A 14,168-nucleotide genomic window follows, 5' to 3' on the forward strand; every position below is an offset into this window, starting at 1 on the left:
GTGTTTAAATTATTTAAAAAATTAAATAAAATAGAGCTAACAGAGACCACTTATTTCATTTTATAGACTGTGAACAATAAATTCACTTTGAGTAGTTTATAAAAAAACTGGTCACGATAGTATCAATGAGATGTACACTTTTTGAATAAATCGCCATCATAGTGAGAATCATAAATTTAATCCATAATTAATGCTGACGTCATCTATATAAAACGACAATCAGATAGTTTAGCAAAAATTAAAAAACTAAAAACATCAAATTAATTATGATTCAAAAACCACGACTCCTTGGATGGATGCTTATGCTTGCCGTAACGAGTATCGGATGCCAGAACAATGAATTTGCTTCAGTTTCGATGGACGAAGAACTGTCTTCAGAACTCAATGTCGATAGAGCAGCCACAGACGTAAGTGTTAATTCTTATGTGGACACAAGTAGCTACATCAATTTTGGCTTTGGTTTTCTAAACCCATCTCAGATCAATAAAAACCGTCAGGCTGTAGGAGGAAATGCTTATACTGAAGTCTATGGATTTAATATTCCCGAAGAAAACAGAGTAAGAGGAATCCGTTGGAATACCGATGATGAAACGACATCGATCTGGAGACCTCAAGGGATTGCAGGATTTGCAAAAGATGGTATTCGTTATCTGTTGGTAAGCTGGTACGCAAAGGATGCTGCTGTGTATAAAGGTTCCCGCATTACTCTGATTGATATCAGTCCGAGTTCGAGTACGTATCTTACCTATCGTCATATTCTGCTGGTACAGCCCGATATTCCTGCAAATACATCAACCTATTCACAATACAGTTCATACGCTCCATTGAACGTACATGCAGGGGGAATTGCTTATTTTAACGGTAAAATATATCTCAGCAGCACGAATTTAGGTGTTCGGGTATTTGATTTGAATAAAATAATTGAGGTAAGTACAGGTGACACGACCAATGAAAAATGTGGTAAAGATGCCAACGGGAATTTATTCGCCTTCAATTATCGGTACATATTGCCTCAAGTAGGATATCAAAAGATCAATAATGGTAATCCTTTCTCTACCATTCAGGTCAATGACGAAGGCACTCAGTTCTGGACAGGGCAATACTATGCAGGAAGTGCTGACGCAACAATTGTTCCCAAAGTTTTTGGTTTTCCCGTTGACACGAATGGCACACTTCAAAATACAGGAATTGTCGCAGTAGCCCCAAAGAATAGTCTTTTTACAGATAATCACGCTCATGGAATACAGGGAGTTTTCCGAAAAGGGAACAGAACATGGCTTTCTTGTACCGGATCGCCAAGCAATTCTTACGGTTCAAATGCCAGATTAGCACGCTATACTGACGGAGCAGATGATACTGTACGTTACCGATGGCCGTATGGAGCCGAATCCCTTTACTACGAATCTCAATATGGTTATCTTTGGAGTTTGACGGAGTATGAACCTAATGCCGGAGCACAGAATGGAAGTCAGGTTAATCGATGCATTTTTGCGGTTGATTTTTCTAAATATGAATAGCATTCTGTTATTATGATGATCTAAATTGACCCAGATATTTCAATAAATCTAAACTGTAGTCATAATCAATAGCTATTTTTGAAACTGGATCCTCATTGTAGTCTACTATTTGAATTTACTTTTAAAGGTGAATTCAAATAGTAGACTAATTTTATTTATCCTAAAGAGTAGAGATGTTATACCGCATGAGCACCTGCCTTTTGTAATGTCATGTAACAAACTAGAGAATTTTCAACAAGGATATTATCATTTCCAGCTTATAAAATGAATGTTGGTAATACGGTTTCGTGTTGTGATAGTTCCGTGCTAAAAAAGATAGAAATGTAGTTTTTATTGTAATCACGAGTGAAGATTATTCATTTTGGTAAACACAATTTAACCAAAATGATCAAAGATTTACAAATTGATTTTATTTTCTGCTGATTTCATTTTCAAATGAAAATTTACTTTAACTCTATCCAGGTAGGTGCATGGTCACTGCTTTTTTCCCATCCCCGTACATGTTTATCTACCCCAGCGTCTATAAGCTCAGAGATTAAATAAGGGCTTAAGAGAATATGGTCTAATCTCATGCCTGCATTTCTGTCGTATGAATGATAGAGATAATCCCAGAATGTAAAAATCTGTTCGTCGGGATAGATTTGTCTTAAAGAATCAGTCCAGCCGCTTTTTTCAAAATCACGAAATGTTTTTCTCACTTCCTTTGTGAAAAGCGCATTATTAGTCCATTTTTCCGGTTTGTGAACATCTAATTCAGTAGGGATAATATTAAAATCACCTATAAGAATGGCAGGGAGATCCATCTTAATGAGTTGATTAGTTCTTTTTTTAAACCTTTTGATCCATGAAAGTTTATAATCAAATTTTGGTCCCGGATAAGGATTTCCATTGGGAAGATAAATGCAGCATATTACTTTTTTATCAATGATTGCTTCAATGTATCTGCTCTGAAAATCATCATCATCACCAGGCAAAGTATTTTGAACTTCCTGTATCTTATGATTTTTTGAAAGAATGGCAACACCATTCCAGCTTTTCTGCCCTTTCCAAATCGCATCATACCCTGCTTTATTAATTTCAGTTATTGGGAATTTATCATGAGGACATTTAAGTTCTTGTAAACACACGATATCAGGCTTAGATTCTTTCAGCCATTTGAGTAAGACGGGCAATCTGCCATTCACTCCATTGACATTGTAGGTTGCAATTTTCATAAAGCTAGATTTTTCGTTATTTTGCTTTTAATTTTCAGAGCGCTTTATACATTTGTTTTTTCCACGACCATTTTTAAGTAATATTCGCCATGGCTGTCGTATGGATTCCAGTATCAGGGAATAGATATCCAGTTAAAATATGCAACGCATCACTCAGTTATTATTGACCAAAATTAGATTTGACTCGATCATTCAGCTATAACTTATTGGAAGTGAATGTAGAATTAGTTTTCTCTTTTTACAATAGGTTGTCTGTTAAAATTCAGGTAACATTTAGATTTGTAAGTAGTACTATTTCAGAGTAATTCTATAGTGTCCTTTTTCGTCTGTTACATCAATACCCACCCCTTTAAATGTTAATTTATTAATCTGGTAACCATTACAGCCACTATTAAATTCAGACGACTGTATTGAAAAATCAAAAATTTTAACTGCAGAATAAAAAGTGTAATTCTTTGTACCGTCATAGGTACCTACATTTTCTAAAATGACTTTTCCGTCATCAGTTTTCGTCAGCTGTATCACGACTTGATTTTCGTCAGTGACCGAGAATGGATGCAGTGTTCCATTTGTTATCAGATTTTTGCCATCAATATCAACAAATTCAAACACGACCGGTTGAGGAGAATTATAACAATCTTCACCACAGGCTGTTAAAATAAAAGTCAGTATAATAAACAGAATCATTTTTTTCATGGGATAAAAGATTAATTCAGAGTAATGTAAAGTTAGCGATTAAACGTTCGTATGCAAATTATCAGAATAAATATTTTATTGATTATTCTTTCAGATATTGTGAAGTTTAAATAAAACTCCAAAGTACCTTATCATTAATTGATCCTTTAGAAATTAACTCTGATGTCCGTAGGGGTTTTCATTTTGATGGTTACTTTATTTACACATCAACAATTTCGTATTCTGCATTTGAGTACGTTTCATCATCTTGTTTTTCTAAAACTTTAATGTCTCCGTATCCCATTTCATCTTTCGAAATTTGAATAAAGTAATTCCTGCTTTTTCATTCCGACTGAAATGTTCTTTTTTAAAACCAATAACATCACAATAATAAAAGTTATTTGTTATGTACTAAAATATAACCATTCTGACCTTGAGAGCAATTTTTATGTATTTATGAAATGGTAGATATCAGATTATTATTTTAAATAAAAAAAATTATCATCTGAAATTCACCATCAATATATTCTAAATTAAAATAGGGAATATCCTGAAAATCATTATGTATATTTTCCCCTAAATTTTTGTCTTTTAGTCTCATTTTTATGTCTAATTCCATCATAACATATTCTTTTTTAAGCTTATTTGTGTATTTGTGTTCTCTCCGTTAAAAACAACAAATTTCAATTTACTATTTTGCTCAATGCCCACCTGATGAGAAATTGTAGAGAAATTTACTATTTCTTTTAATTCGTCAGCGGTGTACAATGTTATATCACTTTCACCCATTCCGTATTTTATTTTACCAGAATGATTTTATATGATTTGAAAAACTTTAAAAAAATGGGAGAAATTTTCTTATTCCAAAATATACTATTTTCCAGATTATCAGGTAAGGTATTAAGAAAAACTCCAAAATCGTTAGACTTTGGAGCAATGACTTCAGGTTTATAATAAAAAATATCTTTTATAATACTGTGTTAATTAATAATGATCTTCTTAGAAATAGTTTTACCTTCTATTTTTATCTTTAAGATATATACCCCTGTATGTAATTCACTAACTATGACCTTGACTGTTCCTTTTTTGAAGGTTTTCAAAGGTATTACTAACTTTCCGGACAAATCATAAATTTCATAGCTACCATTTCCCTGCAGATTAGATTCTATGGTAAAATGTCCGTTCGAAACAGGATTGGGGTAAATTTTTATAAGATCTAGATCTGATTTTACAACATCAGCCACAGATAGTAAACTCGCACAGTTACCCAGTCCTACTGCACACCAAGCATTCTCTACCTGCTGCAATTCATTTGATCCGGCACCATACAAATCAGTTGCTGCCTGTTTAGAAGCAATATACGCATTGGCATACTGACTATTTGCTGTCAGATAAGTCGCTAATGTTCGGTATGCAATTTTTTCAGCTTTTTGTATGGTTATTCCTGTAACATTATAACTGTTTCCAGAGTCATTGGTTCCACTACCTCCTGAAGATAACAAATAAAACCAATAATTTCCAACACCACTATTGGTGTGAACACCGCCGTTATCAGCAGAGCCAACAGCTGTATTTGCCCAATAGGTACCGAGATAGGTATCTGGCTGTTGTGATGCCAATGCTGCAGGTCCCGAATTTGGATTCGACATACTTCTTAAAAATGTAAAACCAAGGGCAGGGTTGGGAATTCCTTCACCTATATTCCAGTTGGGTGAGATGTTTGAATAAAACTCAATGGCAGCTCCAAACATATCTGCAAATGCTTCATTTAAGGCTCCCGATTCTCCCTGATAAGCGAGGTTTGCCGTTCTGCTAACCATAAGGTGAGAATATTCATGACCTGCAACATCTATTCCGACAAAAGGACCAAAATATCCTGCCTGTCCCTGGTAGGCTCCGTTTCCATAGATCATTCCTACAACATTGAAGCCTTGTTGGGTGATATCAAATGCAGCAGCATTGACTCCGTTGGCCGGTTGTAATGGTGCCCCTGTATTAGGATCTACATTAAAATTTATATCATAATAATTTTTAATTATTGATCCGTTACCGTCATAGCTGTTTCTGTTGTGTCTTGCAATATAGTAGTTTTTAGATTTCTCCATCGCCCAATGTGCTTCTACAGGTGCTTTGGTAGTATTGGCAGTAAAGTTTGCCGTGGTGCTTGTTATTTCTGTGATAGTTCCTGTTAACTCATTAGTGGCAAGGTTGGCACTGCCATCCCATCCTGCACCATTTCTGGTATGAATGTTTTTAGCATTATCCTTTAATCTGAATGCACCATTGTTGGAGTCGACCGTGACTGCCTGATTTCCTTTATAATAAGTTGCACTCGTAGAGGGGGTGTCGACCAATAATGGACTATAGTTGAAACTGTTGGTTGAATTTTTAGCGGGTAAATTCAACTTGAGCTGGAATTCAGGATTGTAATCATAAATCTTTGATATTTTATTTACAATCTTTCCTGTAGAATCATCAATAAAATAATCAAATGCTTTTAGAGATCCCAAAGCTTCAGCCTGAACTTTAGTAGCTGAGTATAGTTCAATTCCGTTTCTGGTGTTTACTTTAGCAATTACATTTTCGAAGTCTCCAAATGTTGTTTTTGTGTTTTTTATATCATTGACTATGATGTTTTTTACTGCGGTCATTGATAATGGCTGAGAAATATTAATTTTTATCTCACTGATCAGTTCTCCGTTAACATAGGTGACTTTACCATCCTTTTCATGAATATATAAAACATCATCGTTTACTTTAATTCCTTTGTATAAATGCTGATAAACGCTTCGTCTGAAACCGAGTTCATCCACAGCACTTTTTACAAATTGATAGCTATGATCTGAGCTAGTCTGCAACCATTTTCCCAATTGACTGACAAGAGTTTCCGTGGAAATATTTTGTCCTTCAAAACTTACGTGAAAATTTCCCATTGCAGACGTTGCCTTAATTGATGGCAGATTTTGCGCTGAATTTTCTGTCGGATGGGTTTGTGCATTTAGATATTGGGAAGCTGCACCCAGGGTTAGCACAAAAGCTAAAGATTTCACAATTGTAACTGTTTTTTTCATAATAGATTTGATTAAATTCGACAGTTAGTATAAAAAAAACAAAAATGTTACAAAAGCCTTTAATAATATTCTTTTCTGCAAAAGGATTAATAAAGGTTGTTAAGCGTTTGCTTCAAGGTTTGAAGATTGAAGAGATCCAATTTAACTCCGAGATAAATGATGATTAAAATGATGATCAGAAAAGAAATAACAATGAATATGTATCCTGATATAAACCATAGTACCGTATTAATAACATTTCCTTTTACACCCCATTTTCCAATCAAAAATCTCTGACTTCTCTCGAACAATGATTTTCCTCTGGGGATCAAAGGTTTTAGTTCTATATCATTGAGTTCGTCGATAATCTTTACCACATCATCAATGTATTTTCCATACATGTAGTACATCCAATATTTTAAAATAAATGAGATGACCAGAATGGTAATTATGAAAGAAAAAATAAATATGGCAAGATTATATTTAAAATCAAACTGAAAATTGATGTGGATCAGTGATAATAAAAATGCTAGAGGAATGTAGGAGATATAATATGAAATATAGATTTGTTTTGAAATCAATAACTGCGTCTTAAGAGTGAAAAGGTCATAATTAGTATTGGTATTGCCCTTTTTTAAAAGCTTATAAAGCTTGAGAAATCTTGAATAGTAATATAGAATGATCATTAGTGTCAATACAGAGACTAGTATAGAGATCATTCTGATATTCTGATCGTCGCTAACGGATGGGAGCCCAGTGAAGAGCAGAGGAAGCGTAATGATCATCAGCCAGAATTCTGTCTGCATATTGATTCGGAGCATCTGAAGAGGCGAGTGGATCTTATTCTGTCTCTCAAGAGATGTTTCAGGTGGAATCTGGCTGTTTTCTTTTTTCCAGAGTTCTTTAAAGTTATCTAAGTCCATGATGATGTATTAACTTTTAAAAGTTCGTCTTTTTTTCAATAATATCCTTAAGCTTTGTTTTTGCACGATTGAGTTTCACTCTTGCATTGATTTCGGTAATTCCCAACTGTTGTGCAATATCTTTGCCTGAGAAGTCTTCCAGATAGAAAAAAATTAAAGCTTTATCAATGGGGCTGAGTTGGTGAATAGCATCATACATAATCTTCATATTCCAGTCATCCTCCTCATTATAAATTTCATGATCGACCAAGAGGTTCTCAATTGGATGATTCTGTATAAAGCTGCGTTTTTTTTCACTTTTCAGAAATACGATCGCTGTATTCAGTGCTGTGCGGTAGAGCCATGTTGAGAAATTACTGTTTCCTTTGAATTCGTTGTATGATTTCCACGCCTGATAGATGATCTCCTGATAGAGATCATTCTGATCGTCAAAATTATCCATATACATCTTGGAAATCTTGAAAATTACACCTTTATGTTTTTCAATTTTTTCCAGAAACTCCTTTTCCTGTGACATTGTAAGCTGGGCTCAGCATAATTAGTATCATTATTCCAAAAATGTTACAGATTTTAACAAACTCAACAGTCAGAGGATATTAGGATTTACTAATTATGGTTATTTAAACGTGCTTTTTGTTAGTTTTATAATGATACGAGATTATCAGAAAATTATGAACTGCTAATGGCATCTAATACTGATATATGATCTGGCACGATATACTTTGACTTGGTAATGATTTGGTCATAGATTCCTTTACTAAAGATTAAATACTTTAGCAAAGTAAATGATATATTATATTTACGGGGTTCAGTTTAATCCTCTTTTAAGGTCGGGACTTTTATTTATTTTGATTTCAATGATAAAGCACATTATATATTTTTTATAACTTTGGTAAGCAAATGTATATAAATTTTAAAATCAGACCTTTTGTTCGTTCGTCCATATATTTCTTTGTAACCGGAACAATATACCTTGATCTCATTGACAGAGAATGGCCATTCACTAATGTAGTCCTGTTTGGTGAACTTGACAGGACTCTATCCAAACCATTTATTAGCGGATGTAGAGAATATTTTGAAGGTGTTAAATGACATATGAATCATCATTTGAAAATAATTGGCTGGAATTGAGTACTGCAATGAGGATAATGTTTCATACTCTGCATTGATTTCCTCATTCAGTTCTTGATAATCTATCTTTTAAATGGTAAAATAAATAATTTTGACTTATGATTTAAAATGCTTAGCTCTGTTCACATACAGATGCTGCATTTTTTATGTTACTTGTCTTGTCCTTTTCTGGAATAATTTTAGGGAAGGTCAAAAAACTGAGAATAAAAGTCACTGTCAACAACAGTATGCTGAGCCATAGAACATAATGAACTCCGTAATAAACACTAACTAGTCCTCCGAGAAATGCACCTAATGAAATTCCAATATTAAAAGAGGACGTCAGTAAGCTATTGACAAATTCCAGGGCATGATGGGGAATAAATTGTGTCGTCCGGATATTTGATACCAAAAAACCTCCGGTATGGATCATTCCCCAAAGGGATACAATGATGACCATTGGAATATAATTTCCTCCAAAATAGTAGGCTAGTATTTGTACCGTGATTAAGAGGATTAAAAAAAGTCTTGCAGTCAGTAGTACATTACGGTTCAATGCTAACCCCATGAGCAAGTTCCCTAAAGTTCCCATTCCACCGAAAAGGAGTAACATCATACTGATCTGTGCACCGTCCATTCTGGTAATGCGTTCCAGGTAAGTTGTCAGATAGGTGTAACTGGCAAACATTGCAGCCAGCGTGGTTATGGTAGAAATCAGATTAACCCATAGAAGAGGACTTTTCAAAACTGCTATCTGATTCTTGCCGGATATCGCAGGATCTGCCGGAATAGTTGGTATAAACAGCAGCAGGCCAATAAAAGCAATCAAACTTATAGCGCTGCTCAGGAAAAATGATGCCTGCCAATTATGAAAAAGGTCTACAGCATAGGTAGTAAGCGGAATACCGAGCACCGTGGCCACGCTTAATCCCAACATAACTGTAGAAACTCCTTTTGCGCCCTTTTCCCTGAATGCAATTGCGATGGCGATATTCCAGAATAGGGGATGTAGGATTGCAGGCAGTATTCTGGCGACCATAAGCATTGTGAAGTTTGTGGAAAAAGCAGAAATTAAGTTGGAAATAACAAATATGCTCATCACCAAACATAACAATAATTTACGGTTTATTTTGGTTGTAAATGACGTTATAAAAGGGGAAGAAATTGCTACCGTAATTGCAAAAGCACTCAGTAGCCAACCTGCCGTATCGATTGATACGTCAAATTGCCGACTGATAATCGGTAGGATACCCACGATCCCAAATTCAGTGGTAATAATGCCGAAGGCTCCCAGAGCTAGGACGTAAATTGATGTTTTCATTAATACTTAAAATTTATAATTAGCAAATATGAACAGAAAAATTGTAAATAATCAGTATATATTAATGATAAATAGGTATTTTTGTATCATGAAACGAGAGAATATAGATCAATTGATTAAGGTAGAATACCACCAGTCAGCAAGCTGTCCTTTAAAGGACCTCCAGTTCTCATTTTTTCAAATTGTATATGTCATTTCTGGGAAGGGGTTTTTGAAGATAAACAACAATATAGCTTCATACAGTGAAGGTAGCCTTATTCTCCTGACACCAGATGATCATCATCATTTGGAAATCATTGAAAGTACCGACCTTTTGCTCGTGAAATTCAGTGAACGCTATGTAAAGAAATACAAATGGAACAGTATTAATTCAATGGAGTGTTTATTGTATGGTGCTTCCTTTTTATCGGGCTGTATTTTGCAAAATAAGCCTGACGTTGTTTTGGTTAAATCTATTGTGGATTCATTGCTTCATGGCATCAATCATCCGGATCTTTACCAGGATGAGCTGACTTTGAATTATGTGAATGCATTGATTGTGATTGCGGCAAGGAATATTTCAAAGATGCGGGCTGAACATATTACTTCCAAAACGGATAAAAGAGTTATTAATATTATTGATTATATCCAAGGAAATATCCATGATCCGGCTTTATTGAAAGTCTCTAAAATATCTCAGAAGTTCGGATTTGCAGAAACCTATCTTGGTAGTTATTTTAAAAAGCAATCCGGAGAAACTATTCAGCAATATATAATGAATTATAAAATGAGATTGATTGAACATCGGGTCTTGTTCAGTGATATGCGGGTCAATGAAATTGTAACTGAGTTTGGGTTTTCAGATGAAAGCCACCTGAATAAGTTTTTTAAAAAGCGGCATCATATGAGTTTGACGGAATTTAAAAAGATCAAGATACCGAAAGCAATGGATAATTAGAAACTGGAATATTTATTACCTATTAAGGTATTTAAGGAAATAATATCTGGCAAAAGCAAATTTTAATTTACTTATTTTTGTAGTACAAAATATTATTATCATCAAACTCAAACCATGCCCGAACGAATTAAATTATCAGAGAATGTGCAAATTTTAGGTAGTGTTGTTATAGGTATTGCCAGTGGGATTTTAGCCCGATGGATTACGACTAAAATAAATATGACTAAATCAAAGAAACAAAATAAAAATTTCTTAGATTAAAATTTGGTGCATCCAGTTTATTCTTTAAAAATCTTTCTCTATCTCTATTTCCGCTAGCTGACAGTTACGCCGGTCGATGATTCTGATGAGATCTAAAAACCAGACGATATTGTAAATCTTAGATTATACGGAATATCAAGAAGGGTACGATTATTTCCTAAAAATCATAAACGTTTCGGGAAATGATGGTAGTCCCTTTTCGACGATTCCAATATTATCGTTCCAAGCTTATAAGATGAATGTTGGTGATACGGTTTCGTGTTGTGATGTCATATGTGCAGGTAAAAAAACCAAAATTTGGTTTACAACAGATGCCAGGAATCAAATTAATCATAAATGATATATATAACATTTGTCTCCCAAAGTTATAAAATATATATTGTGTTTATATGATTGAAATCAAAATAAAATCCTTCCCAGTAATTGAGAAGGATTAACCTAAACAACGTAAATATAATATATCATTTACATTACTAAAATATTAATCATGAAAAATGGAACCTATGATTCAGGTTACAATACTTTAGAAAATTTTAAAAAGATATCATAGATAATATGATTATTTATAGTGATATTTAGTTTTGCTAATATTTTTACCATAGATTTACTCAATTAATTATAAACAATATAATGCTTATAGATACAGATTTACTTCTCGACAGTGGCGGAACAATTCATTCTTATAATTCAAACGATTACATTTTTCAGGTTGAGGAAACTCCAAAATGCTACTATCAAATAATTTCAGGTGATGTCAAGTTAAACTACATTTATGAAAATGGAAAAGAGCTGATTCAAAGTCTTCTTACTGATGGAGACAGCGTGTGCGAATTGCTATTGTTTGTAGATGATGCTTATCCGGTTAACGCTGTGACAATGTCTGATTGTACTTTAATACAGGTTCCTAAAGATAACTTTCTAAAAATGCTTGATGAAAAGCCATCTGTAGCAATGGTTGTTAATAAATATATTGCTAAAACTCTTGCTCAAAAATTAGTGATGATGCAAAATATGGCATGCGTAAAAGCAGAAGACCGTATTATGGGTACATTAAGATATTTCAAAAGCTTTTATCACGATAACACGCCATTTTCATATGAACTGAAATTGACAAGACAACAGTTTGCCTGTATTACAGGGCTACGAATAGAGACGGTGATTAGATGTTTGAAAAAGTTCGAGACTGGAGGGATTGTAAAAATCATTGATCGAAAAGTGTATTTTTAAATAATTTGGTGTAATTTGGGGATTACCTAAAATAAATCACAGCTGGTAAATTTTAACGTCATTTCTTGATTTGTTTTATAATCCCTTTTTGAAATAAAATTTAAATATTTGGTTCCAATTTTATTAAAACAATCAAATTGCTAAATAAAAAAAGGTGTATTTTTCCTTTATAAATTCTAAATGTTTTCTAATTTTTCAGTTCACGATCACAACAATGAACGGGTACAAAAAGTTTTTGTAATTATATTTGTTAGAGTGGATTAAAGATTCACATCCTCAAGTTTAGTATGTTTTTATTTGTTTATTTTTTAATCCAATTATTGTATAGGTAAAATCTTGATCCTGATGATAAAATATGATGGTTAATGGAATACCTAAAATATATTCAGTAATGCAAATATTGTAAATCCTATTATTCTTGACAAAAAAAATAATTTCATCATTTATAAGGAATTTACATCTATTACGATTATAAAACATAATATCCTCATACTCATTACAGTGAATTTTTAAATCTTTTAATACCATTTCCTTTGGCATATTCAAATATTTGTTGAGGTAAAATTCAATTTTTTTTAACTTTCCTGTCATCATAAATAGATCTGTGTCTTAGTGCGCCCCAATTTCTTTCAGGATATAAATAGATTGGTACAAAATTGAACGATGGCTCAAATTTTTAACAACTAACAATAAAATATCCCTAATGCTGAAGCAATGCTACGCTTTTCTAAGAGCGGTAACAAATATATATAGGTTCATATGACTGAAAATGGATTGCCTTTAATATCATAACACGCACCTGATACTAATGGATTACTTATTAAACTCTGTTATCAACGCTGTTGAACTCGGTTTCTTCGGTATTGGTTATGTAAAAGATGGATTACCAAGGTATACAATTATTTTATTTTCATCCGTTACTTCTCATAATTCTACCATAAATACTGCACCTATATTAATGCAGAATCTTCTAATTACAAAAAAAATGACCGCATTATGTATTACAGGAATTATTGTACGGTTTTGCTATGCAACTTTCAAACGAGTCATCTTAACTTCTTTGTAGAGTTAGAGATCAATGGCTTATAACACAATTTTAATTTCTGCATTTCCCTACATTTAATTCAATTCTAAGGTGAAGATTCACTACTTACCGAACAAACCCAACAACATTTTACTATATGAAGATAATTTGAATATTAGCAACTTTAAATAACTTTATAAAGATTGGATAAAACTTTGTTTTAGTTTATTTGACTTTAACATATTTAGAATCCTTCACAAAAAAGCGCAAAGGCAAATTTGCGTGTTCCTTCGCATAGGCTATTCCTATTCTTGGAGTAATACTGATTTCTGATGCATTGTAGGATATATCACGATCCTCAACCCAGATTCGATCTCCTGTCAAAATGTTTTTATTAAATGAAGAATCGATCCCTAATGACTTGGCCACTGATCCCGGACCTGAAGAAATAACTTGACGATCTGCCGGCATTTTTCTTCTCATTTCCATAATCTCCAACCCCTCGAAAGGTTCGACGCTCCTGATGAGAATACATTTTGGATCGTCCTTTAGTGATGTAACGACATTGAAAAGATAATGAATACCGTAGCAGAGATATACGTAAGCTGTGCCTCCTCTGCTGTACATGGTTTCAGTGCGGGCAGTGCGCCGCTCTCCGTACGCATGGGATGCTTTGTCTCTGGTCCCGAAGTAAGCTTCTGTTTCTACAATAATTCCTGCAGTGGTGCCATCATCTGTTCGGGTAAAAAGTATTTTCCCCAACAAGTCTTTTGCAAGGAATTCCACATCTGGGTTCAGATAATATGAGGGAGGTAATTTCAAGCAGCTAAATTATAAAAAGTGCAGTAAAAAACTAAGACTTTAAATAAGCGTACATACAGACGGCTATAACAGTTCATTCAGCATTTT

Annotated in this window: 11 protein-coding genes; 4 read left to right on the forward strand and 7 right to left on the reverse strand. The window is 33.7% G+C overall.

The window, feature by feature from the left end:
• The first annotated feature begins 266 nt into the window (after nt 1-266).
• Nucleotides 267-1,517, forward strand: a complete 1,251-nt coding sequence (locus ACZZZA_RS12060; RefSeq protein WP_463432061.1) for a hypothetical protein — start codon at nt 267-269, stop codon at nt 1,515-1,517.
• A 443-nt stretch (nt 1,518-1,960) separates the two neighbouring features.
• On the opposite strand, the gene xth is transcribed toward ACZZZA_RS12060, so the two are convergent.
• The 6 genes from xth to ACZZZA_RS12090 all read right to left on the reverse strand — a co-directional run bounded on the left by xth (nt 1,961) and on the right by ACZZZA_RS12090 (nt 9,810).
• On the reverse strand, nt 1,961-2,731 hold the full coding sequence (xth, locus tag ACZZZA_RS12065) for an exodeoxyribonuclease III (RefSeq protein ID WP_463432063.1): 771 nt from the start codon (nt 2,729-2,731) through the stop codon (nt 1,961-1,963).
• 291 nt (nt 2,732-3,022) lie between these two features.
• The gene (locus ACZZZA_RS12070; RefSeq protein WP_463432065.1) at nt 3,023-3,427 is read right to left on the reverse strand and encodes a membrane lipoprotein lipid attachment site-containing protein; all 405 of its coding nucleotides are present in this window, start codon (nt 3,425-3,427) and stop codon (nt 3,023-3,025) included.
• Between the two features lie 959 nt (nt 3,428-4,386).
• Complete coding sequence (locus ACZZZA_RS12075) at nt 4,387-6,477, reverse strand: M4 family metallopeptidase (protein WP_463432067.1); 2,091 nt, start codon at nt 6,475-6,477, stop codon at nt 4,387-4,389.
• An 86-nt stretch (nt 6,478-6,563) separates the two neighbouring features.
• Entirely contained in the window at nt 6,564-7,379 is an 816-nt protein-coding gene (locus tag ACZZZA_RS12080) for a hypothetical protein (protein WP_463432069.1), read from the reverse strand.
• Between the two features lie 16 nt (nt 7,380-7,395).
• The gene (locus ACZZZA_RS12085) at nt 7,396-7,896 is read right to left on the reverse strand and encodes an RNA polymerase sigma factor (RefSeq protein WP_463432071.1); all 501 of its coding nucleotides are present in this window, start codon (nt 7,894-7,896) and stop codon (nt 7,396-7,398) included.
• A 726-nt stretch (nt 7,897-8,622) separates the two neighbouring features.
• The gene (locus tag ACZZZA_RS12090; RefSeq protein ID WP_463432073.1) at nt 8,623-9,810 is read right to left on the reverse strand and encodes an MFS transporter; all 1,188 of its coding nucleotides are present in this window, start codon (nt 9,808-9,810) and stop codon (nt 8,623-8,625) included.
• An 88-nt stretch (nt 9,811-9,898) separates the two neighbouring features.
• Here ACZZZA_RS12090 and ACZZZA_RS12095 point away from each other — a divergent pair, with 88 nt between their 5' ends.
• The 3 genes from ACZZZA_RS12095 to ACZZZA_RS12105 all read left to right on the forward strand — a co-directional run bounded on the left by ACZZZA_RS12095 (nt 9,899) and on the right by ACZZZA_RS12105 (nt 12,235).
• Nucleotides 9,899-10,747, forward strand: a complete 849-nt coding sequence (locus ACZZZA_RS12095; protein WP_463432075.1) for an AraC family transcriptional regulator — start codon at nt 9,899-9,901, stop codon at nt 10,745-10,747.
• Nucleotides 10,748-10,861: 114 nt separating this feature from the next.
• Nucleotides 10,862-11,008 carry a hypothetical protein gene (locus ACZZZA_RS12100; protein WP_463432077.1) on the forward strand — a complete coding sequence of 49 codons (147 nt, stop codon included), beginning with the start codon at nt 10,862-10,864 and terminating at the stop codon, nt 11,006-11,008.
• Between the two features lie 630 nt (nt 11,009-11,638).
• A complete protein-coding gene (locus ACZZZA_RS12105; RefSeq protein WP_463432079.1) occupies nt 11,639-12,235 on the forward strand; it encodes a Crp/Fnr family transcriptional regulator in 597 nt (198 codons plus the stop codon).
• Between the two features lie 1,249 nt (nt 12,236-13,484).
• Here ACZZZA_RS12105 and ACZZZA_RS12110 read toward each other — a convergent pair.
• Nucleotides 13,485-14,081 carry a DNA-3-methyladenine glycosylase gene (locus ACZZZA_RS12110; protein WP_463432081.1) on the reverse strand — a complete coding sequence of 199 codons (597 nt, stop codon included), beginning with the start codon at nt 14,079-14,081 and terminating at the stop codon, nt 13,485-13,487.
• Nucleotides 14,082-14,168 lie beyond the last annotated feature (87 nt).

This window comes from Chryseobacterium sp. AC405b, from assembly GCF_979258685.1.